The 25,784-nt window shown below is 70.9% G+C and carries 21 protein-coding genes and 2 riboswitches; of the genes, 10 read left to right on the top strand and 11 right to left on the bottom strand.

What is annotated here, in order from left to right; translation table 11 throughout:
* The first annotated feature begins 10 nt into the window (after window positions 1–10).
* Both ACWICD_RS04535 and ACWICD_RS04530 read left to right on the top strand, forming a co-directional pair.
* A complete protein-coding gene (locus ACWICD_RS04535; RefSeq protein WP_454139399.1) occupies window positions 11–2,509 on the top strand; it encodes an MMPL family transporter in 2,499 nt (832 codons plus the stop codon).
* Complete coding sequence (locus tag ACWICD_RS04530; RefSeq protein WP_454139398.1) at window positions 2,506–2,976, top strand: GNAT family N-acetyltransferase; 471 nt, start codon at window positions 2,506–2,508, stop codon at window positions 2,974–2,976. Before ACWICD_RS04535 ends, ACWICD_RS04530 begins: the two co-directional genes overlap by 4 nt.
* A 3-nt stretch (window positions 2,977–2,979) precedes the next feature.
* On the opposite strand, the gene ACWICD_RS04525 is transcribed toward ACWICD_RS04530, so the two are convergent.
* Window positions 2,980–3,528 (bottom strand): type 1 glutamine amidotransferase domain-containing protein, encoded by a 549-nt coding sequence (locus ACWICD_RS04525; RefSeq protein ID WP_376127234.1) that lies wholly within the window; start codon window positions 3,526–3,528, stop codon window positions 2,980–2,982.
* 247 nt (window positions 3,529–3,775) lie between these two features.
* Between ACWICD_RS04525 and ACWICD_RS04520 the strand changes: the two genes are divergently transcribed.
* Window positions 3,776–4,321 carry a hypothetical protein gene (locus tag ACWICD_RS04520; protein WP_376127235.1) on the top strand — a complete coding sequence of 182 codons (546 nt, stop codon included), beginning with the start codon at window positions 3,776–3,778 and terminating at the stop codon, window positions 4,319–4,321.
* Between the two features lie 22 nt (window positions 4,322–4,343).
* On the opposite strand, the gene ACWICD_RS04515 is transcribed toward ACWICD_RS04520, so the two are convergent.
* Window positions 4,344–5,855: a DHA2 family efflux MFS transporter permease subunit gene (locus ACWICD_RS04515; RefSeq protein ID WP_454139397.1), complete on the bottom strand. Its 1,512-nt coding sequence runs from the start codon at window positions 5,853–5,855 to the stop codon at window positions 4,344–4,346.
* Window positions 5,856–5,973: 118 nt separating this feature from the next.
* Here ACWICD_RS04515 and ACWICD_RS04510 point away from each other — a divergent pair, with 118 nt between their 5' ends.
* Window positions 5,974–6,612 (top strand): DUF1345 domain-containing protein, encoded by a 639-nt coding sequence (locus tag ACWICD_RS04510; RefSeq protein WP_454139396.1) that lies wholly within the window; start codon window positions 5,974–5,976, stop codon window positions 6,610–6,612.
* 9 nt (window positions 6,613–6,621) lie between these two features.
* Here the strand turns inward: ACWICD_RS04510 and ACWICD_RS04505 are convergent, their stop codons facing one another.
* On the bottom strand, window positions 6,622–6,837 hold the full coding sequence (locus ACWICD_RS04505; RefSeq protein WP_376127240.1) for a hypothetical protein: 216 nt from the start codon (window positions 6,835–6,837) through the stop codon (window positions 6,622–6,624).
* A 55-nt stretch (window positions 6,838–6,892) separates the two neighbouring features.
* Here ACWICD_RS04505 and ACWICD_RS04500 point away from each other — a divergent pair, with 55 nt between their 5' ends.
* Window positions 6,893–8,824 (top strand): ABC transporter ATP-binding protein, encoded by a 1,932-nt coding sequence (locus tag ACWICD_RS04500; protein WP_376127272.1) that lies wholly within the window; start codon window positions 6,893–6,895, stop codon window positions 8,822–8,824.
* A 22-nt stretch (window positions 8,825–8,846) separates the two neighbouring features.
* Here the strand turns inward: ACWICD_RS04500 and ACWICD_RS04495 are convergent, their stop codons facing one another.
* The 6 genes from ACWICD_RS04495 to ACWICD_RS04470 form a co-directional block, all read right to left on the bottom strand.
* Window positions 8,847–9,776 (bottom strand): glycosyltransferase family 2 protein, encoded by a 930-nt coding sequence (locus ACWICD_RS04495; RefSeq protein WP_376127242.1) that lies wholly within the window; start codon window positions 9,774–9,776, stop codon window positions 8,847–8,849.
* Window positions 9,773–10,903, bottom strand: a complete 1,131-nt coding sequence (locus ACWICD_RS04490) for a cysteine desulfurase family protein (RefSeq protein WP_454139515.1) — start codon at window positions 10,901–10,903, stop codon at window positions 9,773–9,775. The genes ACWICD_RS04495 and ACWICD_RS04490 overlap by 4 nt, the downstream gene beginning before the upstream one ends.
* A gap of 2 nt (window positions 10,904–10,905) precedes the next feature.
* Window positions 10,906–11,754, bottom strand: coding sequence for a carboxylating nicotinate-nucleotide diphosphorylase (gene nadC, locus ACWICD_RS04485; RefSeq protein ID WP_454139395.1), 849 nt, complete (start codon window positions 11,752–11,754; stop codon window positions 10,906–10,908).
* Window positions 11,748–13,457, bottom strand: a complete 1,710-nt coding sequence (nadB, locus tag ACWICD_RS04480) for an L-aspartate oxidase (RefSeq protein WP_454139394.1) — start codon at window positions 13,455–13,457, stop codon at window positions 11,748–11,750. Before nadB ends, nadC begins: the two co-directional genes overlap by 7 nt.
* Before the next feature lie 80 nt (window positions 13,458–13,537).
* Window positions 13,538–14,863, bottom strand: a complete 1,326-nt coding sequence (gene nadA, locus ACWICD_RS04475; RefSeq protein ID WP_454139393.1) for a quinolinate synthase NadA — start codon at window positions 14,861–14,863, stop codon at window positions 13,538–13,540.
* 24 nt (window positions 14,864–14,887) lie between these two features.
* The gene (locus ACWICD_RS04470) at window positions 14,888–15,628 is read right to left on the bottom strand and encodes an NUDIX hydrolase (RefSeq protein WP_376127249.1); all 741 of its coding nucleotides are present in this window, start codon (window positions 15,626–15,628) and stop codon (window positions 14,888–14,890) included.
* A gap of 106 nt (window positions 15,629–15,734) precedes the next feature.
* Between ACWICD_RS04470 and ACWICD_RS04465 the strand changes: the two genes are divergently transcribed.
* The 4 genes from ACWICD_RS04465 to gcvP all read left to right on the top strand — a co-directional run bounded on the left by ACWICD_RS04465 (window position 15,735) and on the right by gcvP (window position 21,625).
* Window positions 15,735–16,907 (top strand): MarP family serine protease, encoded by a 1,173-nt coding sequence (locus ACWICD_RS04465; RefSeq protein ID WP_376127251.1) that lies wholly within the window; start codon window positions 15,735–15,737, stop codon window positions 16,905–16,907.
* A 37-nt stretch (window positions 16,908–16,944) separates the two neighbouring features.
* Window positions 16,945–17,042: riboswitch (glycine riboswitch) on the top strand.
* A riboswitch (glycine riboswitch) is annotated at window positions 17,043–17,145 on the top strand.
* 48 nt (window positions 17,146–17,193) lie between these two features.
* A complete protein-coding gene (gene gcvT / locus ACWICD_RS04460; RefSeq protein ID WP_376127253.1) occupies window positions 17,194–18,318 on the top strand; it encodes a glycine cleavage system aminomethyltransferase GcvT in 1,125 nt (374 codons plus the stop codon).
* On the top strand, window positions 18,315–18,734 hold the full coding sequence (gene gcvH / locus ACWICD_RS04455) for a glycine cleavage system protein GcvH (protein WP_454139392.1): 420 nt from the start codon (window positions 18,315–18,317) through the stop codon (window positions 18,732–18,734). Before gcvT ends, gcvH begins: the two co-directional genes overlap by 4 nt.
* 53 nt (window positions 18,735–18,787) lie before the next feature.
* Window positions 18,788–21,625, top strand: a complete 2,838-nt coding sequence (gcvP, locus tag ACWICD_RS04450) for an aminomethyl-transferring glycine dehydrogenase (RefSeq protein ID WP_454139514.1) — start codon at window positions 18,788–18,790, stop codon at window positions 21,623–21,625.
* 129 nt (window positions 21,626–21,754) lie between these two features.
* On the opposite strand, the gene ACWICD_RS04445 is transcribed toward gcvP, so the two are convergent.
* Together ACWICD_RS04445 and ACWICD_RS04440 are read right to left on the bottom strand one after the other, a co-directional pair.
* A complete protein-coding gene (locus tag ACWICD_RS04445; protein ID WP_454139391.1) occupies window positions 21,755–22,069 on the bottom strand; it encodes a hypothetical protein in 315 nt (104 codons plus the stop codon).
* An 890-nt stretch (window positions 22,070–22,959) separates the two neighbouring features.
* Window positions 22,960–23,757, bottom strand: a complete 798-nt coding sequence (locus ACWICD_RS04440) for a CPBP family intramembrane glutamic endopeptidase (RefSeq protein WP_454139390.1) — start codon at window positions 23,755–23,757, stop codon at window positions 22,960–22,962.
* 151 nt (window positions 23,758–23,908) lie between these two features.
* Between ACWICD_RS04440 and ACWICD_RS04435 the strand changes: the two genes are divergently transcribed.
* Window positions 23,909–25,708, top strand: a complete 1,800-nt coding sequence (locus ACWICD_RS04435; protein WP_376128316.1) for an ABC transporter family substrate-binding protein — start codon at window positions 23,909–23,911, stop codon at window positions 25,706–25,708.
* Window positions 25,709–25,784 lie beyond the last annotated feature (76 nt).

Below are 25,784 nucleotides of genomic sequence, written 5' to 3'. Positions count from 1 at the left end.
AGGATGCCGCGTGGCTGAACTGCTGTATCGACTGGGGGCCTTCGCGTCCCGCCGCGCCTGGACCGTCATCACGGCGTGGCTCGTCATCATCGCCGTCGCCGTCGGGGGCTTCCTCATCGGGTTCAAGGGCTTGAGCTCGAGCTTCGACGTGCCGGGGACGGCATCGGGCGCCGTGCTGGAGGAGCTCGAAGAGCGTCTGCCCGAGTACGGCGGGGCATCGGGCACGGTCGTCTTCGCGACGGAGGACGGATCGGAGCTGACCGACGGTCAGCGCGCGGCGATCAGCGACCTCGTCGCCTCGGCGGGCGGGCTCACCGACGTCACCGACGTCATCGACCCCTTCGACACCGAGCAGGAGCGCGCCGCCCGGGCCGCCGAGATCGCCGACGGCCGCCAGCAGATCGCCGACGGACGGGCGCAGCTCGATGCGGGTCAGGCGCAGCTCGACGCCGGCGCGGGACAGCTCGATGACGCACAGGCGCAGCTCGACGCGGGGCGTGCACAGGCCGAGGCGGCGGGCTTCCCGACGGCCCAGCTCGACGCGCAGCAGCAGCTCCTCGACGAGCAGCGCGCCGTGCTGAGCGTCGAGCAGGAGAAGATCGACACGGGCCGCGCGGACCTCGACGCCGCCGAGACGCAGCTCGAGCGCGGAGCCGAGCTGCTGGCGCTCGCCGACGGCATCCGCGTCGTGTCGGAAGACGGCTCGACGGCGCTCGTCAACGTCGCATTCTCAGAGCCGCGGCTCGAACTGCAGGAGGAATCGAAGCAGGGGGTCATCGCGCACTTCGAGTCCGAGCCGATCGACGGCGTCGACGTGTCGTTCTCGACAGACATCTCGCAGGGGGTGCCCGAGATCCTCGGCGTCGGCGAGATCGTCGGTGTGGCGATCGCGGCGATCGTGCTCATCGTCATGCTCGGATCGCTCCTGGCGGCATCCTTCCCGATCGTCACGGCGATCGTCGGCGTCGCGATCGGGGCGCTGTCGACGCTGGCGTTCTCGGGCGCCGTGCAGATGGCCTCGGTCACGCCCGTGCTCGGCGTCATGCTGGGGCTCGCGGTCGGCATCGACTATTCGCTCTTCATCATCTATCGCCACCGCAAGCAGCTGCTGCAGGGGGTGGAGACGACCGATTCGATCGCGCTCGCGAACGGCACGGCCGGCAACGCCGTCGTCTTCGCCGGTGCCACGGTCGTCATCGCGCTCTTCGCGCTCAATGTCACCGGCATCCCGTTCCTCGGTCTCATGGGAACCGTCGGCGGTGTGAGCGTCGCGATCGCCGTGCTCATCGCCATCAGCCTCACCCCGGCGCTGCTCGGCCTCGCCGGTGAGCGGCTGCTCTCGCGGCGCGCTCGTGCCCGGATCGGCACGGCGGACGTCGTGTCCAAGCCCGTCCGGACGATGTCCACCGTGCGCGCCGTCCTGACCTCGCTCGTCGCGGTCGTCGTGCTCCTCATCGTCGCCGTGCCCGCACTGTCGATGCGGCTCGGACTGCCCGACGGCGCATCCGAGCCCGCCGGCTCGAGCGCCTATCGCGCGTTCACGGCGACCGAGGCCGCTTTCGGCGAGGGGGCGAATGGTCCGCTCCTCGTGACCGCCGTGCTTCCTGCAGACCTCGGCGACGACGAGATCCTCGAGCGTCAGCTCGACGTCGGCGCACTGCTCGCCGATCAGGACGACGTCGTGGCTGTCGCGCCGATCGCCGTCTCAGACGACGGCCGTCTCGCGGCGTTCCAGGTGGTGCCGTACGAGGGTCCGACGAGCCTGTCGACCGATGCCCTCGTGCGCGACCTGCGGGCACTCGACGTCGACGGCGAGCCGCTCGGCGTCGCGGGCCAGGCAGCGATCAACATCGACATCTCGGAGTCGCTGCAGGATGTGCTGCCGCTCTACCTGACGGTCGTCGTGGGGCTGTCGTTCCTCATCATGATCATGGTGTTCCGCTCGCTGCTCGTACCTCTCGTCGCGACGGGCGGGTTCATCCTGTCGCTGTTCGCGACGTTCGGCGCCATCACGGCGGTCTTCCAATGGGGCTGGGGCGCGGAGCTGTTCGGCATCCACAGCACCGGACCCGTGCTGAGCTTCCTGCCCGTCATCCTCGTCGGCATCCTGTTCGGTCTGGCGATGGACTACCAGCTGTTCCTCGCGACGGGGATGCGGGAGGCGTACGTGCACGGTTCGCCGGCACGCCTCGCCGTGGCGCAGGGCTTCCGGGCCGGTCGCAGCGTCGTGATCGCGGCGGGGCTCATCATGATCGCCGTCTTCTCGGGCTTCATCACGTCGGAGTCGACCATCATCAAGTCGATGGGCTTCGGCCTCGCGATCGGCGTGCTGCTGGACGCCTTCGTCGTGCGGCTCGTGCTCATGCCGGCCGTCATGCACCTGCTCGGCCGGTCGGCGTGGTGGCTGCCGGCGTGGCTGGATCGCGTCCTGCCGAACGTCGACGTCGAGGGCTCTGCGCTCGAGCGGTCGCACCCGCCGCACCACGCGGCGCCTACGATCGGGACATGACGTCGTTCCGCATCCGCCCCATCGCCGTCGACGACGCCGGTGAGGTGCTGACGCTGCAGCGTGCCGCGTTCGTGCAGGAGGCCCTCGTCTACGGCGACCCGCACATGCCCGCGCTGACGCAGACCCTCGATGAGCTGACAGCCGAGCTCGAAGAGAACCTCGGGTGCGTCGCCGTCGCTGGCACGCGTGTCGTCGGCGCCGCACGGGCGCGTGCCGACGGCGAGCTCCTTCTGGTCGGACGCATCGCGATCGCGCCCGACGTGCAGGGTGGGGGCGTCGGCTCGGCGGTGCTCGAAGCCGTCGAAGAGCGCGGTCGCGAGGTCGGATGCCGCGTGGCCGAGCTGTTCACCGGCTCGCTCAGCGAAGCGAACCTGCGCCTGTACGAACGTCTCGGCTACGTCGAGTCGGAGCGTGTGGAGCAGGGTGGGGGCATCGCCGAGGTGTACCTGCGCAAGAGTCTCGCGTAGGCGTCAGACGGTCTGGCCCTCGTGCGCGCCTTCGGCGACTTCTTCGAGGAGCTTCGCGTTGAAGGCGGGAAGGTCATCGGGGGTGCGGCTGGACACGAGGCCGCTGTCGACGACGACCTCTTCGTCGACCCAATCGGCACCGGCGTTGCGCAGATCGGTCTTGAGGCTCGGATAGCTCGTGATCGTGCGCCCGTCGACGACGCCCGCTTCGATGAGGATCCACGCGCCGTGACAGATGACGGCGACGGGCTTGTGCTGCTCGAAGAACGCTCGGGCGAAGGCGACGGAGTCCTCGTCCATGCGCAGATGGTCGGCGTTCACGACGCCGCCGGGCAGCACGAGAGCGTCGAAGTCCGAGGCTTCCGCGCTCGCGACGGGCAGATCGATCGTCTGCTCGTGGCCCTTCTTGCCCGAGACCGAGCCGTCGGCGGGCGAGACGAGCGTCGCCTGGCCGCCCTCGGTCGTGACCGCTTCCCAGGGTGACGTGAGCTCGCTGTCCTCGTAACCGTCCGTCAGCAGGAACGCGATCTTCTTGCCTGCGATGCGGGGCATGATGTCTCCATTCGTGTCGGTGGGTGCTTCTCCACGGTAGGCGGGCCGCGACAGGGGCCGGAGGGGCTTGCGTCCGCGCACGGCGCATGCCAATGCGCGGGTGCGACCCGGGATCGCGTGCGCGTGGGTAGCATGGACGCCATGACGACTTCGCCTCTCACCACGCCCACGACCGCTCAGCCCGACGACAAGAACCTGCTGACCGTGACCGACACCGCCGCCGGCAGCTGCTGCGGTGGCAGCAGCTGTGGCACCAACTGACGACACCGCCGTCGCACGTCCGGTCGTGACCGACCGTCGACTGCTCCGTCCCGGCGTCGCCCGGGTCATGCAGTCCGAAGAGGCTGTGTACGGGCTCATCCTCGTCTCGGGGATGATCGTCGTCAGCAACAGCCTGGTCGGCACGTCGCTCAACGCACTCATCACCGTCATCGTGACGGTTCTGGTGTTCTATGCGGCGCACATCTACGCCGGCACCCTCGCCCGCCTTGCGGCGACCGACGGCGTCGCCGGGTTCTTCCCCAGTCTGCGCGCCTCGGCACGGCATTCGCTCGGGATGCTGGTGGCCGCTGTTCCACCGCTGGTCATCCTGCTGCTGGGCGTCTGGCGCGTGTTCGAAGACGACACCGCCATCTGGACGGCGCTGTTCGTGGACACGGCCCTTCTCGGACTGCTCGGCTGGTTCGCCGTCTCACGCTGGACGAAGCACGTGTGGCCGCGCATCGTGAGCGCGCTCATCACGGCGGCGTTCGGGCTCGTCCTCGTCGCGCTGAAGGCGTTCATCCACCACTGACGCGGGAGCGGCTCCGCCCCGGTCAGTGTGCGGGCGGCACAGCGCCGATCTGATCGGCGGGCTTGCGCACGAGGAAAGCTCCCACGAGGATCGGCAGCGCCACGATCGCCGCCGTCAGGAACGCCGCGCGCGCTCCCGCGGCACCTGCCGCGGTCGCTTCGACACCGTCGGCGACGGCGCCGGCGGTCACGCTCTCCATGATCGTGATGAGCAGCGCGATGCCGGCGGCTCCGGCCACCTGCTGCACCGTGCTGACGATCGCCGACCCGTACGAATAGAAGCGCGGCTCGAGCGAGCCCAGCGACGCCGTGAACAGCGGCGTGAACGACAGCGCGAGACCGATCGACAGGATCGTCTGGGCGACCGCGACGACCCAGATCGGGGTCGTCTCGGTGAGCGTCGTGAAGAACCACAGCAGACCCACGACCACGAACGCGCCGGGCACAAGCAGGACACGCGTGCCCCACCGGTCGTAGATGCGCCCGATGAACGGACCCGCGAAACCCATGGCGAGCGCCCCCGGAAGCACGACGAGACCCGTCTCGAGCGCCGAGATCCCCAGCACCCGCTGCATGTACAGCGGCAGCACCGTGATGACACCGAAGAAGGCGAGCGAGATCAGCAGCATCTGCCCGACCGAGAACGAGAAGTTCGCCGAGCGGAAGACGCGCAGATCCAGGAGCGCATCGTCGACGCGCTGCAGCAGCACCTGGCGCCAGATGAACAGGCCCAGCGCGACGACGCCGACCGACAGCGAGACGATGAGCGACACGGTCGAGACGGTGCTCGCCGCGGCGGCCTGGGCACCGCTGCCGTGGGCGCCCGCTCCGCCGATCTGGCTCAGCCCGTAGACGAGTCCGCCGAAGCCGAACGCCGAGAGGACGATCGAGAGGACATCGATCGGCGCGCGCGTCGTCTCGCCGAGATTGTGGATCCACCGCGCGCCGACCGCGAGGGACACCAGTGCGATGGGCAGCACGATGCCGAAGATCCACCGCCAGCCCACCGTGTCCAGCAGTAGGCCGGACATCGACGGGCCGATCGCGGGGGCCAGCGCCATGACGATCGAGACGCGCCCCATCATCCGGCCGCGCGAGTGCGGCGGCACGATCGTCATGAGCGTCGTCATGAGCAGCGGCATCATGATCGCCGTTCCCGACGCCTGCACGACGCGGGCGACGAGCAGCAGCTCGAAGCCCGGCGCGAGGAACGCGATGAGCGTTCCGCCCGAGAACAGCGACATCGCCGCGACGAAGATCGTGCGCGTCGTGAAGCGCCGCAGCAGGAACCCCGTGATCGGGATGACGACGGCCATCGTGAGCATGAACGCCGTCGTGAGCCACTGCGCCGCGAGCGCGGTGATGCCGAGGTCGTCGATGAGGTGCGGGATCGCGACACCCATCGTCGTCTCGTTGAGGATCGCGACGAAGGCCGCGCCCAGGAGCAGCCAGATGACGCGGCTCTCTTCGGGGCGAAGGATCGCGCCCGACGGCGCCGGCGCCGTCTTCATGGACGGCGCGGTGTCGGTGGCCATGCGGCACTCCTCGAGGTGGTGGGATAGCAGGGGAGAGAGACCGCCCTCGGGCGGAAAGCTTCCAGGATAACGGCGCGGTCCGACATCGCATTCCCGATGCGCATGGAAGCATTCGGATATGGCCGCTTCCGCCCCCTCCAGCATCGCGCTGCGCGCGGCCGTCGCGATCATCGTGGGCGTGGCCGTCTGCATCGCCGTCACGATGTGGCTCGGAATCGCGGCCGGCCTCGTCGCCGGTTGGGGAGCGCTCGCCCTCACCGCGAGCGTGTGGCTCGCGATCGTGATCTGGCCGATGGATGCCGCCACGACGCGTGCGCACGCCGTGACGGAGGACCCGGGTCGGCCGGTCGCCCGGATCGTCGCCGTCGTCGGGAGCATCGTCAGCCTGGGCGCGGTCGGGATCGTCCTGATCGAGACGGGCCGCTCACCCGAGCTGGAGTCGTACGCGCTGGCCGTGATCGCCGTGCTCAGCGTCGCGGCATCCTGGATGATCATCCAGATCGACTACACGCTGCGCCTCGCCCACATCTACTATTCGGAGCCCGTCGGCGGGATCGGCTTCAATCAGGAGGAGGACCCCTGCTACACGGATTTCGCGTACGTCGCGCTGTCGGTGGGCACGGGCTACCAGGTCGGTGACACGACGGTGCGCACGAACCAGCTGCGCCGCATCGTGATCGGCCAGACGCTCCTGGCCTACCTCTTCGGCGCCGTCATCATCGGCACCGTCGTCAACCTCGTGATCGATCTCGGCTGACGCGCGGAGTCATTCCTGCTCGAGGGACTCGTCTTCGACGGGCTTGTCCCACTGCTCGCTGCCGATCGCGTTCGTCGGGTGCGGCACCGGCTCGATCTCTTCGGCGATCGTCGGCGTGGGGCTGACGAGCTCCTCCTCGGGGATCGCCTTGAGCTGATCGATCTCTTCGCGCAGCTCAACGAGGTCTTCGCCGTCGGTGTGGGGGTTCTCGGGGGTCGAGGTCATGCAGCAAGCCTAGCCGGGGCTGTCGCATCCCCTCGTTAGGCTGACGCGCATGAGCATGGCTGGCGGACGCGGTGGGGGTGGAGGACGCCCCCTCGATTTCGCGGCCCAGAAGAAGCTCAATGCGCAGGCGCCGCGCGTCGCGCACCTGGGCCCGCGCATCGTCGCGCTCTTCCGCCCCTACCGGGGCCGCATCGTCGTCACGGCGGTGCTCGTGGTCATCGGCGCCGCGATCGCGGTGATCCCGCCGCTCATCGTGCAGCGCATCTTCGACGACGCGCTCTTCCCGGTCGACGGCGGCGCCCCGGACCTCGGGCTGCTCTGGCGACTCGTGCTCATCATGATCGGGCTGTTCCTGCTGTCGGCGGGCGTCGGCGTCGTGCAGACGTGGCTGACCTCGACGGTCGGCAACGCCGTGACGGGCGATCTGCGCGTGCGCCTGTTCGAGCACCTGCAGTCGATGGAGCTCGGCTTCTTCACGCGCACCAAGACCGGCGTCATCCAGTCGCGGCTGCAGAACGACGTCGGCGGCGTCGCCGGCGTGCTGACCAACACCGTCACGAGCATCCTCGGCAACGTCGTCACGGTCATCGCGTCGCTCGTCGCGATGATCCTCATCGACTGGCGCCTCACGATCGTCGCGGTCGTGCTCATGCCGTTCCTCATCATCGTGCAGCGCCGCGTCGGCCAGGTTCGCGCCCGCATCGCCGGCGAGACGCAGGAGTCGCTGTCCGAGCTGTCCGCCATCACGCAGGAGACCCTGAGCGTCTCGGGCATCCTCCTGTCGAAGTCGTTCAACCGTCAGCGCACCGAGTCGGCGCGCTACGCCGAGGAGAACCGCAACCAGGTCGTGCTGCAGGTGCGCCGCGCCATGAGCGGCCAGGGGTTCTTCGCCGTCGTGCAGGTGCTCATGTCGAGCGTGCCGGCCGTCATCTATCTCGTGTCGGGCTACTTCATCACGGGCGGCACCGACCTCATCACCGCCGGCACCGTCGTGGCGTTCACGACGGTGCAGGCCCGGCTGCTGCAGCCGCTCATGGGGCTCATGCGGGTCGCGCTCGACCTGCAGACCTCGCGCGCCCTCTTCGCCCGCATCTTCGAGTACCTCGACCTCGTGCCGGCGATCCGCGACGCGCCCGACGCCATCTCGGTCGCCGACGCCCCGGGACCTGCCGGACGCATCGAGTTCCGCGATGTCGTGTTCCGCTATCCGGATGCCGCGCCCGACGCGCGCCCGACGCTCGGCGGCGTCTCGTTCACGGTCGAGCCGGGGCAGCACGTCGCGTTCGTGGGTCCGTCGGGTGCCGGCAAGACGACGATCCTCTACCTGACGCCGCGCATGTACGAGGCATCCGGCGGTGACGTGCTCTTCGCGGGAGCCGATGTGCGGCGACTGCGGCAGGAGTCGATCATCGACGACGTCGGCATCGTGTCGCAGGAGACCTACCTCTTCCACGCGACGATCCGCGAGAACCTGCGCTACGCCAAGCCCGACGCCACCGACGCCGAGCTCGAAGCGGCGTGCCGGGCCGCGAACATCCACCACGTCGTCGCGGGGTTCGAAGACGGCTACGACACCGTCGTGGGCGAGCGCGGATACCGCCTGTCCGGCGGCGAGAAGCAGCGCATCGCCATCGCGCGCGTGCTGCTGAAGGACCCGCCCGTGCTGCTGCTGGACGAAGCGACGTCGGCGTTGGACACCGTGTCCGAGCGCGTGGTGCAAGAGGCGCTGGATGCCGCGGCCCGGGGCCGCACGACGCTGTCCATCGCGCACCGGCTGTCGACCGTGATCGGTGCCGACGTCATCCACGTCGTCGAAGCGGGGCGCATCGTCGAATCGGGCACGCACGCCGAACTGCTCGCGGCCGGGGGACTGTACAGCGAGCTCGCGGCCGAGCAGATGGCGGCATCCCGCATTCTCGAGGCCGAAGGGTCCGACCCGCCCGCCGCGCTGCCCGACCGCCGTGCCGACCGGGCGCCCGACCGCTGATGCGTTCAGCGGCTCCGACGGCTCACCAGGTCAGGACACGCGCGAGCTCGTCGGGGACGCCCGTCGTGCGGGTGGCGAGCCGCCGCGCGAACGCCGCGAGCTCGCCGCGGTACGCAGGGTCGGGGTGGCTGTCGGCGACGCGGACGAGAGGCGGAAGGTCCATCGCGAGGATGAGGTCGACGCGTGCCGCGACGGCCGCCGGCTGCCCCGCGGCATCCAGCACGTCGATGCCGGCCGCGAGCGCGTCGAGATAGTCGCGCAGCACGGGCAGGGCACGCGTGCGCTGCGTGATCGAGGTGCCGTCGGCGCGCTCACGCCAGCGCACGACGACGTCGGGGATGACATCGAACGCCCGCGCACGCGTGTAGAGCAGCTGTGCGACGATCTGGTCCTCGTACGCCCGATCGACGGGGAACCGCAGATCCCGCCACATGTCGGCACGCGTGATCTTGGACCAGGCCACGATGTTGCCGGATGCCTCGGGGTGTGCGGCCAGGCTCGTGCCGTCGCGCGCGGGGTCGGTCGCGGCGGCGACCCACGGCTGCACGGGTCCGGGCGCATAGCCTCCCGCCCCGTCCGGCCGCAGCCGCACGTACGCGCCCGCGACGAGGTCGCTGCCCGTGCGCTCGAGCGTGCCGACGAGGCGGTCGAGGGCATCCGGCATCATGACGTCGTCCGCGTCGAGGAAGCCGACGAACGGTGTCCGCACGAGCGCGAGGCCCGTGTTTCGGGCTGCGCCCAGGCCCGACCGCTCGCGGTGATGCACGACGTGCAAGCGCGAGTCGATCGCCTCGGCCGCGTCGAAGATCGCACCCGTCTCGTCGGTGGAGCCGTCGTCGACGAGCACGGCCGTCCAGTCGACGCGGGTCTGGTCCCTGAGCGAGTCGATCGCCTCGGCCGCGTAGGGTGCGACGTCGAAGCCGGGGACGATGACCGTGACGGCGGGACTCACCCGCCCGATGCTACCGCCGCCACGGACGCGGCGACGTCGGCTGCCAGTTCGCCGGGATCGAGCCGCGCGTCGTGCGGGAGCGTGACGCGCACCGCCGTATGGGCGACCTCTGGCGAGACGCCGAGGGCGACGAGGACGTGGGATGCCTCGTCGCTGCCCGCCGCGCACGCGGAGCCGCTCGAGCTCACCATGCCGCGTCGTTCGAGCTCGAGGAGGACCGCCTCGCCGCTCGTTCCGGCGAACGTGAAGCTCGCCGTGCCGGGCAGCCGCCGGACGGGGTGCCCCGTGAGGCGCGCCGACGGAACGCTCCCGAGCACCCCCGCGACGAACGCATCGCACAGCGCCCGCACGCGTGCGGCCGCTTCTGCCCGTCCGTTCTCGGCCAGCTCCAGCGCCGTCGCGAGGCCGACGGCGCCCGCGACGTCCGGCGTGCCGCTGCGGCGGCCGCGCTCCTGCCCCCCGCCGTGCAGCAGCGGCTCGAGCGGGATCCGTCCGCGCACGGCGAGCGCGCCGGTGCCCTTCGGTGCGCCGAGCTTGTGCCCCGCGATCGACAGGGCGTCGGCACCCGTGCCGGCCAGCGGCAGCCAGCCGGCCGCCTGGACGGCGTCGAGATGGAACGGGATGCCGCGCGCGTGCGCGACGGCGGCCAGGGCCGCGGCATCCTGGATCGTGCCGACCTCGTTGTTGGCGTAGCCCACCGAGACGAGCGCCGTGTCGTCGCGGAGGACCGCGGCGAGCGCGTCGGGAGCGACGAGGCCCGTGTCGTCGACCGCGACGAAGGTCGTCTCGAAGCCGTGCAGACGCTCGAGATAGCGGACCGCCTCGAGGACCGACTCGTGCTCGATGGCCGTCGTCACGATGTGCCGCTTGCCCGCGGCCGCGAGGGCGATGCCCTTGACGGCGAGATTGTTCGCCTCGGTGCCGCCCGACGTGAAGACGATGTCGGATGCCCGCATCCCGAGCACGCGCGCGACCCGCCGGCGAGCGTCGGTGAGAGCGTCGGCGGCGGCTTCGCCGATCGTGTGGTGACTCGACGGGTTGCCGTACCCGTGCGTGAGGAACGGCATCATCGCCTCGAGCACTTCGCGGCGCACGGGCGTCGTCGCGGCATTGTCGAGATAGCGCATCGTCACGGCGCCTCGATGCGCACGTCCAGGCCGAGGTCGAGCGCACGGGCCGAGTGGGTGAGGGCGCCCACCGAGATGACGTCGACGCCGGTCTCGGCGATCGCGCGCACCGTGCCGAGGTCGACACCGCCCGACGCCTCGACCGTCGCGCGACCCGCGACGAGCGCGACCCCCGCGCGCAGGTCGTCGAGCGAGAAGTTGTCGAGCATGATCGTGCCGATTCCCGCGGCCAGCACGGGCTCGATCTGGTCGAGACGATCGACCTCGACCTCGATGTGCGTCGTGTGGGGGAGCAGGTCCTTCGCTGCGCGCAGCGCATCGGTGACGGACCCGCCCAGCACGGCGAGGTGGTTGTCCTTGGCCATGACGGCGTCCGAGAGCGAATGGCGGTGGTTGCGGCCGCCGCCGTCGCGCACGGCTTTGCGCTCGAAGGCACGCAGCCCCGGCGTCGTCTTGCGGGTGTCGGCGATGCGCACACCCGTGTGCGCGACCTCGGCGACGTAGCGGCCCGTCAGGGTCGCGACACCCGACATGCGCTGCGCGAAGTTGAGACCGATGCGCTCGGCCTGGAGCACGCCGCGAGCGGGGCCCGTCACGGTCGCGAGCACGGTGCCGGGCTCGAACCACGCGCCGTCCTCGACGACGAGCTCGACCCCGATGCGGGGATCGGTCAGCCGGAACGCCGCGGCGACCACCGCTCCGCCGCTGAAGACGCCGGCTTCGCGGGCGACCAGGTCGGCGTGCGCCGTCGCGGTCGACGCGATGAGGGTCTGGCTCGTGAGGTCGCCCCACGGCGCATCCTCCTCGAGCGCTGCGGCGACGACACGGTCGATCGTGGCGGGGCTCAACACGGGACGGCCTCCTCGGGCTGGTGCGTGCGGATCGGGTGCACGGGGGTGGTCGAACGGGCTGTCGGGAGCACGGCTCGGGACCGCGCGGGAACGGGCGCACCGCCGTCGGCGCGGAAGTGCGCGCCGACCGATCCGCGCCGCGCGAGGGCCGCGTCGACGAGCGCCGAGGCGACGACGAGCAGGTTCTCGTCCTCGAACTCGGCGATGCATCCCGGCGTGCGGCGTTCGTCGCGCCAGCTCGCGAGGACGCCCGCCGCGTGCTCGAGGCCGTCGGCGTCGCGCACGAGTCCGGCGTACTCCCACATGAGTCGCTGCAGCGCCTCGCGCGAGAACGGCTGGGCGGCGGGTGGCTCGCCGGGCGCGCCGTGCGGGCGGTCGGGGTGGGGCCCCGCGGAACGCCGCCGGGGAGCGACGGGAGAGGGGGGCACGAAGCGGCGGGAGCGAGGCCAGGAGCCGGATGCCGCGTCGGTGGCCACGACGTCGGCGACGCGGGCGCCGAAGACGGCGCCTTCGAGCAGCGAGTTCGAAGCGAGACGGTTCGCCCCGTGGGCTCCCGTGCGGGCGACCTCGCCCACGGCATAGAGGCCGGGAACCGTGGTGCGGCCGTCGAGGTCGGTCGTGACACCGCCCATCAGGTAGTGGGCTGCGGGGGTGACGGGAACAGGCGTGCGTGCCCAGTCGAAGCCCCGCGCGCGCAGTGCGGCGTCGATCGTCGGAAAGCGCCGGGCGAGGAACGCCGCACGCTCGTCGGCATCGTCGGAGTGGAGGTGCGTGGCATCCAGGCGGACGGGCCGCCCGTGCTGCCGCTCCATCCGGCGCGCGATCGCCCGGGCGACGACGTCGCGCGGCGCGAGCTCGCCGTCGGGGTGCGCATCGAACGTGAACCGCCGGTCCTCCTCGTCGATGAGCGTCGCGCCTTCGCCGCGCACGGCCTCGGAGATCAGGAAGGCGTCTGCGCCGCCGACGACGGTCGGGTGGAACTGGAAGAACTCCAGATCGTCGATCCGCGCACCGGCCCGCAGCGCCGCGGCGATGCCGTCGCCTGTCGCCACCGACGGATTGGTCGTGTGCGCATAGAGTCGGCCGGCACCGCCCGTCGCGAGCACGACCGCATCCGCCGCGACGACCTCGCGCCGCGGAGCCCCCGTCGAGGCGCCGCCCGCGAGCAGCTCGACCCCTGTCGTGCGACCGTCGTGCACGACGAGGTCGACGAGGAAGGCGTGCTCGACGACGCGGATACCGCCCGCGCGCACCTGCATCACGAGCGCGGACTCGATCGCGGTCCCCGTCGCATCGCCGCCGGCGTGCAGGATGCGCGGGTAGGAGTGCGCGGCCTCGAGCCCCTTCACGAAGCCGCCGTCCGCGCCCCGGTCGAAGGCGACACCGGCCGCGACCAGGTCACGGATGCGCGCCGGTCCCTCTTCGGCGAGCACACGCACAGCGAGGGGATCGCACAGCCCGGCTCCGGCCGTGAGGGTGTCGGCGATGTGGTCGTCGATGCGGTCGTCGCCGAACATGACCCCCGCGATGCCGCCCTGCGCGAAGCGCGTGTTGGCGTGCTCGAGCTCGTCCTTCGTCACGAGGGTGACCCGGCACCCGCGGTCTGTCGCGCGGATCGCCGTCGTGAGCCCGGCGATGCCGCTGCCGACGACGACGATGTGCGGCGACCCTTCGGCAGGCTCAGGGGCCGGGTGGAGGCTCACGGAGGCGGGTGGTGGCGCCGCCGAGGCGGGTGGCCGCCCCGCCGAGGCGGGCGTGGGAGCGGGGGAGCCGGGCGGCGGAGTCATCGAGCCGGGGGCTTGGCCGCCAGCATCCGCTCGAGCGAGACGCGAGCAGGATCGGCGACGTCCGCGGGAACGGTGATCCGGTTGACCACCTCGCCGGCGACGAGCCCCTCGAGCACCCAGGCGAGGTACCCGGGGTGGATGCGGTACATCGTCGAGCAGGGGCACACGACGGGGTCGAGGCAGAAGATCTCGTGCTGCGGGTTCGCCGCCGCGAGGCGCTGGACGAGGTTCACCTCCGTGCCGATCGCGAACGTCGTGGGCTCGGTCGCCGCCTCGATCGCGCGACGGATGTAGTCGGTCGACCCCGACTCGTCGGCGGCGTCGACGACCTCCATGGGGCATTCGGGGTGCACGATGACGCGCACGCCGGGATGCTCGGCACGCGCCTTGTCGATCTGCTCGACCGAGAACCGGCGGTGCACCGAGCAGAACCCGTGCCACAGGATGACGCGCGCGTCTTCGAGCTCGGCCACGGATGCACCGCCCAGAGGTCGGCGCGGATTCCACAGCGGCATCTGCTCGAGCGGCACGCCCATCGCCTTCGCGGTGTTGCGCCCCAAGTGCTGGTCGGGGAAGAACAGCACGCGGCGCCCGCGCGCGAAGGCCCATTCGAGCACCGTGTGCGCGTTCGACGACGTGCACACGATGCCGCCGTGCCGCCCCACGAAGCCCTTGATCGCGGCCGAGGAGTTCATATAGGTGACGGGGATGACGGGCACGCGGCCGTCGGCATCCACGGCGGCGAGGTCGCCGTAGACGTCTTCGAGCTGCTCCCAGCACTCCTCGACCTGGTCGATGTCGGCCATGTCGGCCATCGAGCACCCGGCCGCGAGGTTCGGCAGGATGACCGCCTGCTCGGGGCGGGACAGCAGGTCGGCGGTCTCGGCCATGAAGTGCACGCCGCAGAAGACGATCGCGTCCGCATCGGGATGCTCGAGCGCCGCGTTCGCGAGCTGGAACGAGTCGCCCACGTAGTCGGCGTGACGCACGACCTCTTCACGCTGGTAGAAGTGGCCGAGCACCACGACGCGGTCGCCGAGCGTCTGCTTCGCCGCGACGATGCGGGCGTGCAGCTCGTCGTCGGATGCCTCGCGGTACGCGCGGGGCAGCTCGCCCTGGCGCGGCGCTCCCGTCGGGATGACGTCGCCCATCGACGAGCCCGGACCGTAGCCGGGTCGCGCGTCGAAGTCCCACGGGCCTGCCGCGAGATCCGTGCTGCAGGTCTCGTCGGCCGATGCGCCCGAGACGATGTCCTGGATCAGGTGGTCGACCGATGCGTCGAGCTGCCGACGCGGCTGCAGGGTGATGTTGACGGCGGGCATGCCGGGTGCTCCGTTCGGGTCGGGTCAGTCGCGAGCGCCGAGCGGACCGCGGTCGGTGAGCTCGACGTTCTGGTTGTAGCGGTACAGCCGTGCGGGTCGGTGGCTGCCCGTGCGGAAGCGGTCCGTCGGGATGAGGGTGCCGGAGTTCTCGACCTGCCGACGGAAGTTCGCCGGATCCAGGTGCCGGCCGAGGATCGACTCGTACACGGCGCGCAGCTCGGCGAGCGTGAACTCGTCGGCGAGCAGACCGTGCGCGATGCGGCTGTAGCCGACCTTGTTGCGCAGGCGCCACAGGGCGTAGTCGATGATCTCGCCGTGGTCGAAGGCGAGCGGCGGCAGGGATGACGCATCGAACCAGCCGACGTTCTCGGGGTCGTGCACCGCGGGGTCGACGAGTCCCGTCGCGGCGTCGTCGGCGCGCAGCAGCGCCCAGTAGACGATCGACACGACCCGCGTGGGGGAGCGGTCGACGGCGCCGAAGGCGTAGAGCTGCTCGAGATAGCTGGGCGCGAGGCCGGTCGTCTCCGCGAGAGTGCGGGATGCCGCGGCATCGAGGCTCTCGGTCACGTCGAGCCAGCCGCCGGGCAGCGCCCACAGGCCCGCGTAGGGGTCGCGCGTGCGGCGGACCAGCGGCAGGGCGAGCGATGCGTGCTCCGCGCCGGCCGCGCGGCGCAGCGTGAAGATGACGGTCGAGACGGCGACGCGCGTCGCCTCGTCTGCGGCGCCCGAGGGCGCGGCATCCGCCGTCGCTCGTGTTCGTGTCATCGTGACCCTAACTCCCGCAAGCGATCGTAGGGTCCGGGCGACGCCAACGCAAACCGGCGTTTTGTCGGTCGACGTGCTTACGCTTGTCGCGGAGAGGGGGACGCGCGTGATCATCGTCGATGTCCTGTTCGTCGTGCTGCTCGTGCTCGCCCTCGTCGGCGGCATCCGGCGCGGGTTCTTCGCGAGCGTCGGCACGCTCGCGGGGCTCGTCGCGGGCGGCATCGCCGCGTTCTGGCTCACGCCTCTCGTGAGCGCGTGGGTGCCCTCGTCGGCGTGGCGCGGCGTCGCCGTGCTCGCCTCGGCCGTGGGCCTTCTCGTCGCGGGCACGCTCATCGGCTCGGTGATCGGCACGGCGCTGCGCTCGGGCACGGACCGGCTCAAGCTGCGCGGCATCGAACGGTTCCTCGGGGGGATCGCGAGCGTCGTCGTCGCGGCCCTCGCGCTCGTGCTCGTGGCGCCCGCCGTCTCCGCCGTCGGCATTCCGGGGATCTCGACCGCCGTCGCGTCGTCCCGCGTGCTGCAGGTGCTCGATGCGCTCACCCCGGCGCCCGTGGACGCCGCGCTGGCGGAGCTTCGCTCGACCGTGCTCGACGACGGGCTTCCGCGTCTGGGCGATCTGCTCGGTCCGGGCGGCGCACAGCCGGCACCGCCGGTCGCACTCGACGATCCGGCGCTGCAGCGGGCCGCGGCATCCGTCGCCCGCGTCTCGGGGACCGCGTACTCGTGCGGTCTCAGCGCGACAGGAAGCGGCTTCGTCGTCGCCCCCGACCGTGTCGTGACCAACGCGCACGTCGTCGCGGGTGTCGATGTGCCCATCGTCGAGCTTCCCGGCGCGGCGGCGCGCGAGGGCAGGATCGTGTACTTCGACCCCGTCGACGACCTCGCCGTCATCGCCGTCGACGACCTCGGTGCGGCGCCACTGCCGCGCTCGCCCACGCTCGCGCCCGGGGCAGCGGGCGCCGTGCAGGGATACCCGCACGGCGGACCCTTCACGTCGAACCCCGCGAGCGTCCTCTCGGTCGGCACGGTACCGGTCGCCGACATCCACGACGAGGGGCTCACTCCCCGCGAGGTGTACGCGCTGCAGGCCACCGTGCGGCCGGGGAACTCGGGCGGACCGCTTCTCACGGCCGGCGGCGAGGTCGCCGGTGTCGTGTTCGCGCGCGCCGAGGGCGATGACACGCGCGGCTACGCCATGACGATGGCCGAGCTCACCCCCGTCGCCGAGGCGGCCCCCGGCTACTCCGACGCCGTCTCGTCGGGGCGCTGTGTCGGGTGAGCCCGCTATGCTGGCGGAGTAATTGAAGACAGGCCGCATGACGTGTGCGGGAGAGCCCCGATCCGGCGACGGAGCGGGCACCGAAGGAGCAAGCCTCCCCGCCAATCTCTCAGGTCCGCGTACCGCCCACGTCCGGCCGCTCTGGAGAGTGATGCGCGCGAGCTGGTGAGCACGCATCCGCCGAAGGAGAAAGCCGGTTCGCCGGCGAAGCTCTCAGGCCTATGACAGAGGGGGAGTTCCCCGGACGCCGCGTGGTGTCCGACCCGACTGCTCGACGGGAGAACTCATGTCCGACCTACGCTCGACCCCGCTGCGCGAGCGCCACGAGGCGCTCGGTGCGTCCTTCACCGATTTCGGCGGGTGGTCGATGCCCGTGCGCTACACCTCCGATCTCGCCGAGCACCACGCCGTGCGCTCGGCCGCCGGGATCTTCGACATCTCGCACATGGCGCAGTTCCGTGTGACAGGTGCCGACCGCGAGGACTTCCTCGCCTACGCGCTCGCGTTCGATCCCCGCAAGCTCGCCCTGTCGAAGGCGAAGTACACGATGGTGCTCGCGCCGACCGGCGGCATCGTCGACGATCTCATCGTGACGCGCACCGCGCCCGAGGAGCTGCTGCTCGTGGCCAACGCGGGCAACCGCGACGCCGTGCGCGCCGCGCTGCAGGACCGGCGCGAAGGGTTCGACGTCGAGATCGCCGAGACCGACGATGCGCTCATCGCCGTGCAGGGGCCCCGCGCGCAGGAGATCCTCCGCGCGACGGCCGGGCTCGAGCACGACGACGCCGTCGCGATGGGCCACACGCTGGAGTCCCTGCCGTACTACACCGCGATGGGCATGCGCTTCGACGGCGCCACCGTGCTCGTCAGCCGCACGGGCTACACGGGCGAAGACGGCTTCGAGCTGAGCGTCGCCGCGTCGCAGGCCGGCGCCCTGTGGGATGCGCTGCTGGCCGCGGGCGAGCCGCTCGGTCTCGTCCCGGCGGGTCTGGCCGCGCGCGACACCCTGCGCCTCGAGGCGGGGATGCCGCTGTACGGCCATGAGCTCTCGCTCGACATCGTGCCGGCTCAGGCCGGCCTCGGCCGCGTCGTGCCGCTCAAGACCAAGGCCGCCGACTTCGTCGGGCGTGCGGCGCTCGAGAGCGTCGTCGCCTCGGGCGCACCCGTCCTCGTCGGGCTCGTTTCCGAAGGTCGCCGCGCGGGTCGCGCCGGCTACGCCGTGCTGCACGACGGCACGCCCGTCGGCGAGATCACCTCGGGTGCTCTCAGCCCGACCCTCGGGCACCCCATCGCGATGGCGTACGTCTCGCCCGGCGCGAGCGAGCCCGGAACCGAACTGTCCATCGACGTGCGCGGAACCCGCATCCCCGCGACCGTCACCGCCATGCCCTTCTATCGGAGAAACCCGTGACCGACATCAACAGTCTTCAGTACACCGCCGAACACGAGTGGATCGCCTTCGCGGACCCTTCGACAGGCTCAGGGCAGGTGCCGGCTGATGCCGTCATCGCGACGGTCGGCATCACCGACTACGCCGCCGAGAAGCTCGGCGACGTCGTCTTCGTCGAGCTTCCCGACGCGGGATCCGCCGTCGAGGCGGGCACGATCGTCGGCGAGATCGAGTCGACGAAGTCCGTCGGCGAGCTCTACGCTCCGCTCACCGGCGAGGTCGTCGAGGTCAACCAGGCCGTCATCGACGACCCGTCGCTGGTCAACTCCGACCCGTACGGTGCGGCGTGGCTGCTCAAGATCCGCGTCGACGCGACGGCGGCCGAGGGGCTCCTCGACCGCGACGCCTACGTCGCCCTCACCGGCGGCGACGCGTGACGGGCCAGTTCGCGGCGAGGCACATCGGAACGGATGCCGCGGCGCAGCGCGCCATGCTCTACGAGCTCGGGTACGACTCGCTCGACGCTCTCGTGCAGACCGCCGTCCCGGCATCCATTCACGTCTCCCCGCGCGAGACGAGCGACATCCCGGCGGCGGCGACCGAGGCCGAGGCGCTTGCCGAACTGCGGGTCCTCGCGTCGCAGAATCGTTCCGCGCGCCCCATGATCGGTCTCGGCTACTACGACACCTTCACGCCGTCGGTCATCACGCGCAACGTGCTCGAGAATCCGTCGTGGTACACCGCGTACACGCCGTATCAGCCCGAGATCTCACAGGGCCGGCTCGAAGCGCTCATCAACTTCCAGACCATGGTCACCGATCTCACGGGTCTCGCGACGGCGAACGCGTCGATGCTCGACGAGTCGACCGCCGTCGTCGAGGGGATGCTGCTCGCCCGACGCGCGTCGAAGTCGCGCTCGAACGTCTTCGTCGTCGACGCCGACGCGCTGCCGCAGACCAGGGCGCTCCTGCGCTCGCGGGCCGACGCCGTCGGTGTCGAGCTCGTCGAGCTCGCCCTCGCCGACGGCGCGACGCTGCCCGACGACCTCTTCGGCGTGTTCGTGCAGTACCCCGGTGCATCCGGTCGCGTGTGGGACCCGTCGGGAGTCATCGACGCGGCGCATGTCGCCGGAGGACTCGTCGTCGCGGCGGCCGACCTGCTCGCGCTCACGCTGCTGCGCTCGCCGGGGTCGCTCGGCGCCGATGTCGCCGTCGGCACGACGCAGCGCTTCGGCGTGCCGCTCGGCTTCGGCGGCCCCCACGCGGGCTACATGGCCGTGCGGTCGGGGCTCGAGCGCCAGTTGCCCGGGCGACTCGTCGGCGTGTCGGTGGATGCCGCGGGTCAGCCCGCGTACCGCCTGTCGCTGCAGACGCGTGAACAGCACATCCGCCGCGAGAAGGCGACCTCCAACATCTGCACGGCGCAGGTGCTGCTGGCCGTCATGGCGGCGATGTACGCCGTGTACCACGGTGCCGACGGACTGAAGGCGATCGCGACCGACGTCGCGAAGAAGGCCGAGGCGCTCGCCGAACGGCTGCGCTCGTACGGCCTCTCGGTGCGGTCGGACTCGTTCTTCGACACGCTCCGCGTCGTCACGCCGGGGCCGTCGCGCCGCGTCATCGATCGCGCGCGCGAACGCGGCTATCAGCTGTTCTGGGCGGATGACGCGACCGTGGGCATCTCGGTGGACGAGACGACGACCGACGAAGACCTCGCCGCCGTGGCGTGGGCGTTCGGGCTCCCCGAGGGCGAGTTCCTCGGCGGCGGCGACCAGGGCGAGCGTGCCGTGCCGTTCGCCGACGCGACGCCGCTCGCGGGCGTGCCGGCGTCGCTGCGGCGCGACGACGAGTACCTGACGCACCCGGTCTTCTCGTCCCACCGCTCCGAGACCGCCATGATGCGCTACCTCAAGCTGCTCGCCGACCGCGACTATGCGCTGGACCGCGGCATGATCCCGCTCGGGTCGTGCACCATGAAGCTCAACGCCGCGACCGAGATGACCGCGATCACGTGGCCGGAGTTCGCGCGGGTGCATCCGTTCTCTCCCGAAGCCGACGTGCGCGGCTATCTCGCGCTCATCGAGCAGCTCGAGACGTGGCTGGCCGAAGTGACGGGGTACGACGCCGTCTCGCTGCAGCCCAACGCGGGCTCGCAGGGCGAGCTCGCCGGACTCATGGCGATCCGGGCATATCACCGTGCGAACGGCGAGGCCGCGCGCACGGTGTGCCTCATCCCTTCGTCGGCGCACGGCACCAACGCGGCATCCGCGGTCCTGGCCGGCATGAAGGTCGTCGTCGTCGCGTGCGACGAGGCCGGCAACGTCGACCTCGACGACCTGCGCGCCAAGATCGCGGCGCACGCCGACGAGCTCTCGGCGCTCATGATCACCTACCCCTCGACGCACGGCGTGTACGAGCACGACGTGCTCGAGATCACGCAGGCCGTGCACGATGCGGGCGGGCAGGTCTACGTCGACGGCGCGAACCTCAACGCCCTGCTCGGGTTCGCGCGGTTCGGCGACCTCGGCGGTGACGTCTCGCACCTCAACCTGCACAAGACGTTCGCGATCCCGCACGGCGGGGGAGGCCCCGGTGTCGGACCGGTCGCGGCGAAGGCGCATCTCGCGCCGTATCTGCCGTCGCATCCGTTCTCGCAGCGCAAGGATCACGCGGGAGGGTTCGTCTTCGACGGCGGTCCGATCTCGGCGGCTCCCCAGGGTTCGGCCAGCATCTTCGCGATCTCGTGGGCCTACGTGCGCATGATGGGCGCGGCGGGGCTGCGCGAGGCGACGGCGACGGCCGTGCTGTCGGCGAACTACATCGCCGCGCGGCTGCGGGACCACTTCCCTGTGCTGTACACGGGCGAGGCCGGGCTCGTCGCGCACGAGTGCATCCTCGATCTGCGCCCGCTCCGCGACGCGACGGGGATCACGGTCGACGATGTCGCCAAGCGGCTGATCGACTACGGCTTCCACGCGCCGACGATGTCGTTCCCCGTCGCGGGAACGCTCATGGTCGAGCCGACGGAGTCCGAGGACCTCGCCGAGATCGAGCGGTTCATCGAGGCCATGATCGCGATCAAGGCCGAGGCCGACGCGGTCGCCGCGGGTCGGTGGCCGGCCGACGACAACCCGCTCGTGAACGCGCCGCACACGGCGGCGGCGGCGATCGAGGGGGAGTGGACGCACCCGTACACCCGGGCCGAGGCGGTGTACCCCGTGCGCTCGCTCGTGCGCGCGAAGTACTGGCCGCCCGTGCGCCGCATCGACCAGGCGTACGGCGACCGCAACCTCGTGTGCGCGTGCCCGCCGATCGAGGCCTTCGCCTGACACCCCCTTGACCGCGAGACTGCAACGGGAGGCCGAGACCGTGGGGTTCACCCGCAGTCTCGGCGCCCGGATGCAGTCTCGCGGGTGAGGTGCGGGCGGCCGTGATGCGGCGCGGGTGCCGCGCCCGGCTCAGCCGGAGGCGCGGGAGGGATGCGGCGCACGCACCGCCGCCCGCAGGGCGTAGAGCTCGGGCGACGACTCCGGCCGGATCGGCCTCAGCCCGGCGGCGCGCAACGTCGTGCGCAGCGGATCGACGTGCACCGCGTCGGGCCACCCCCAGTGCGCGATCCTCGCCGCGTGGGTCAGCAGGCGACGATCGCGGCTCTTCTCGTTGCGGATCGCCGTCGCGGGGTTCTGCAGCGACCCGTCGTATTTCACCTCGCCGTCGGCCTCGCCGATGATGCGCGCGCGGCCACCACATGTCGCAGCGGTCCACGACGTCATCGGTGCGGAACTCGCGCTGCAGCTCGGGCTCCTCGAACCCGAGCCACTCCACGACGGCGCGGCTGACCGACTCGAGCGGCGTCTCGGCGAGCGGCGCCGGGCGGTGCAGGGGCCATCGCGCGGCGCGTCGTCCGCGGCTGCTGGGCCGGGCCTCGTTCGCCGCCACGAGCATCTCGACCGTGACCGACGGGTCGGCGCGGAGCGCAGCATCCGCCACCGCGAGGCCCACGGCACCGTGTCGCAGGCGTGCGAGGTCGACCACGGTGTCGATCGCCGTCGTGACGAATGCTCCGCCCAGATCGTCGATCGCCCGGTCGCCCGCCGTCGTGTGCACTCGCACGCCGCCGCCCATCCGCGACGTTCCGTGACCGCCGGCGAGGATGTGCACGGTGCCCGGGTCCCCGAAGACCGGGAGCCCCTGCGCCGCCGCCGCGGACTCGAGGCAGAGTACGACGCCGGGGTGGGTCAGCATGACGGCGTGCACGCGGGCGAGATACCGCTGCCAGGGCGCAAGCGCGTGCCACTGCGGCCCCGGTGCCAGGATGCCGCGGCGCACCCGCACGAGGTCGCCCGAGGCGACCTGCCGCTCGGGATGAGCGAACTCGGACGAACGCAGCAGCGCGATGGGGCTCGGCGCGAGCGCGGCGCGCCCCCGAGCGAGAGTCGACGTGAACACCATGCACAGACTGTGGGCGCCCGCGCTCGGCCCACGGTGCTCGACGGTGCGATCCGTGGACGCGCGACGTCACGCCCGCCCTGGGGAGGAACCGGCGCACCCGCCCACCCCGCAGCATCCGCCCCCTACCGGCGAGACTGCAACGGCGCGCCGAGACCGTGGGTGAACCCCGCTGTTTCGGCGCGCCGTTGCAGTCTCGCGGGAGAAGCGGGGGTCAGGGAAGCGGGGCGAAGAGCGCCGGCCAGAGCACGACGGCGAGGGGGTAGCCGACGAAGGCGACGACGTCGATGACGGTGTGGGCGATGACGAGGGGCATGACGCGACCCCATCGGCGGTAGCACCAGCCGAACACGACGCCCATGACGAAGTTTCCGATGATCGCACCGAAGCCCTGATAGGCGTGGTAAGCGGCCCGCAGCGCCGCGGTCGAGAGGATGATCGTCCACCACCCCCACCCCAGGCGCCGGAGCCGGTCGAACAGGTAGGCGACGAAGATGACCTCTTCGGTCAGCCCTGCCCGCAGCGCCGCGAGCACGAGCAGCGGCACCGCCCACCACGCCGCGTCGAGCGGCGATGCCTGCACCTGCACCGTGATGCCGAGCGCGCGTCCGGCCGCATAGAGCCCGAGGCCGGGCACGCCGATGACGGCGGCGAGCAGGATGCCGCGACCGAGGTCGCCGCCGAAGCGCCGGAAGTCGAGCCCGATGCGCCGCAGCGCATTCGTCCCGGGTTCCCACAGCAGGAAGACGACGAGCGCCACGAGGCACAGACCGAAGAACACCGACAGCAGCTGGTAGACGGCGTCCCAGATCGCGGCGTCATCGCGCGGCGGGTTCAGCTGAGTCTGCTGATCGCCGATCGGCGCCGGGCGGAGCAGCGCCCGGACGAGGGCGATGACCGAGTACACGGCCGACTGCCCGACCGTGACGGCGAGGACGAGCCCGATCTCCCATTTCGTACGCGTCCGCTGCGCTCCTGGGGCGAGGATCTCGGCGGGGCGATGGGAGCGCATCTTGTCAAGAATGTCACACCGCGGTCACGCCGAGTTAAGGATCTGTAACGGTTTGCACAGGTGTTTTGCGCCGTCATCGGCGCGTGCTTACGGTGTCCGTGTCGTGTCCGGGTAGCACATACCGGGCACTCAACCTTGCACAGGAGGAAATGTGACTATCCAGATCCGGCGCTCTCGCGCCGTGGTGGTCGGGGGCGTGGTCGCGGTTGCGGCTCTCGCGCTCGCCGGCTGCACCACCGACGGCGGTGGCAACGATGAAGAGACTCCCGAGACGCAGGGTGGCACGATCACGATCGCGACCACCAACGCCTTCACGTCGTTCAACGGCGACACCCCCGAGGCGAACCTCGACACGAACGGCATGGTCGGTTACCTGACGGGCGTCAGCGGAGGCCTCGGCCTCGGCGGCTTCGTCCGTCTGGACCAGGACTACACCCTGATCAAGAACGAGGACTTCGGCACCTACGAGCAGGTCTCGGAAGACCCGCTGACGGTGCAGTACACCCTCAACGAGGGCCTCAAGTGGTCGGACGGCGAGGACATCACCGCCGACGACATGCTCGTGAACTGGGCGATCAACTCGGGTTACTTCAACGACGCCATCATCGACCCCGCGACGGGCGATGTCACCAACGGCGGCACCCAGTACTTCTCGCTCGCCGGCAGCACGGCGGGCCTGGACACGACGTCGTTCCCCGAGATCAGCGACGACAACCTCTCGATGACGATCACCTACGACACCCCGTACGTGGACTGGGAGCTGGTCAACCCGATCGGCAAGCCCGCGCACGTGCTCGCCGAGAAGGCCGGAGTGTCGCTCGAGGAGTTCATCTCGACGATCGAAGAGATGCCCGAGGGCGACGTCGACGCTCCCGTCGAGGCGAACCCCGTCCTGAAGGCGGCCGCCGACTTCTGGAACACCGGCTACGACGTCACGGCGATGCCGACCGACGAGAGCCTCCTCGTCGGCAGCGGACCGTTCATCGTGACCGACTTCGTCCCGGAGTCGAGCATCACGCTCGAGAAGAACCCGGAGTACACCGGTGACCTGTCGCCCTCGTACGACCAGCTCATCATGCGCTTCATCGGCGACTCGAACGCCCAGGTCACGGCCCTGCAGAACGGTGAGGTCAACGCGATCTACCCGCAGGCGTCGGCTGACACGCTGACGGCGCTGGACAACGCCGGTGCCACGATCCACGCGGGCGACCAGCTGTCGTACGACCACCTCGACCTGAACTTCACGGGTGTGTTCGCCGAGGCGAACGTGCGCGAGGCGTTCATGAAGACGATCCCGCGCCAGCAGATCCTCGAGTCGATCATCACCCCCGTCAACCCCGACGCCGGTGTGCTCAACTCGCAGATCTTCCTGCCGACGGATGCCGCCTACCCCGACGCCGTCGCCGCGAGCGGTTACGACGCCTATGACGAGCCGGACATCGAGGGCGCTCGCGAGCTGCTCGCCGGTGCGACCCCGACCGTCCGCATCCTCTACAACACGAACAACCCGAACCGTGTCGACAGCTTCCGCGCCATCCAGCAGTCGGCGCAGGAGGCGGGCTTCGTGATCGAGGACGCCGGTTCGCCCGACTGGAGCTCGCTCCTGGGCAGCGGCAGCTACGACGCGTCGATCTTCGGCTGGATCTCGCCGGGTGCCGGCAACGCGGCGCTCCCGCAGATCTTCAAGAACGGCGGCGGCGGCAACTACAACAACTACAACAACGCCGAGGTCAACGCCCTGGCCGACGAGAGCCAGGTCACGCTCGACCCCGAGCGCCTGACCGAGATCAAGATCGAGATCGACGCGCACACCGCGGCCGACTTCTTCGGTCTGCCGCTCTTCCAGCTGCCGGGTCTGTTCGCCGACAACGGCTCGGTCACCGGTATCGAGCACTTCGGCGGTCAGACGGGTATCGTCTGGAATGCGCAGGAGTGGACGCTCGCGGGCTGATGCCCCGGGCATGACACCCGTGTGGCGGGCAGTGAGGCGCCGGAGTCTTCTACGGCTCCGGCGCCTCCTGCCTGTC

The sequence above is a fragment of the Microbacterium sp. NPDC055357 genome (assembly GCF_053644835.1).
This window is presented reverse-complemented; position numbering and strand designations above follow the sequence as displayed.

Coding starts and splice junctions, on each gene's coding strand:
- ACWICD_RS04515 (WP_454139397.1), bottom strand. CDS start 5,855: ATGGCCACCGACACCGCGCCGTCCATGAAGACGGCGCCGGCGCCGTCG.
- ACWICD_RS04530 (WP_454139398.1), top strand. CDS start 2,506: ATGACGTCGTTCCGCATCCGCCCCATCGCCGTCGACGACGCCGGTGAG.
- ACWICD_RS04470 (WP_376127249.1), bottom strand. CDS start 15,628: ATGACACGAACACGAGCGACGGCGGATGCCGCGCCCTCGGGCGCCGCA.
- gcvT (WP_376127253.1), top strand. CDS start 17,194: ATGTCCGACCTACGCTCGACCCCGCTGCGCGAGCGCCACGAGGCGCTC.
- gcvP (WP_454139514.1), top strand. CDS start 18,788: ATGCTCTACGAGCTCGGGTACGACTCGCTCGACGCTCTCGTGCAGACC.
- ACWICD_RS04525 (WP_376127234.1), bottom strand. CDS start 3,528: ATGCCCCGCATCGCAGGCAAGAAGATCGCGTTCCTGCTGACGGACGGT.
- nadA (WP_454139393.1), bottom strand. CDS start 14,863: ATGCCCGCCGTCAACATCACCCTGCAGCCGCGTCGGCAGCTCGACGCA.
- ACWICD_RS04505 (WP_376127240.1), bottom strand. CDS start 6,837: ATGACCTCGACCCCCGAGAACCCCCACACCGACGGCGAAGACCTCGTT.
- ACWICD_RS04510 (WP_454139396.1), top strand. CDS start 5,974: ATGGCCGCTTCCGCCCCCTCCAGCATCGCGCTGCGCGCGGCCGTCGCG.
- ACWICD_RS04500 (WP_376127272.1), top strand. CDS start 6,893: ATGGCTGGCGGACGCGGTGGGGGTGGAGGACGCCCCCTCGATTTCGCG.
- ACWICD_RS04440 (WP_454139390.1), bottom strand. CDS start 23,757: ATGCGCTCCCATCGCCCCGCCGAGATCCTCGCCCCAGGAGCGCAGCGG.
- ACWICD_RS04445 (WP_454139391.1), bottom strand. CDS start 22,069: ATGACGTCGTGGACCGCTGCGACATGTGGTGGCCGCGCGCGCATCATC.
- ACWICD_RS04490 (WP_454139515.1), bottom strand. CDS start 10,903: ATGCGCTATCTCGACAATGCCGCGACGACGCCCGTGCGCCGCGAAGTG.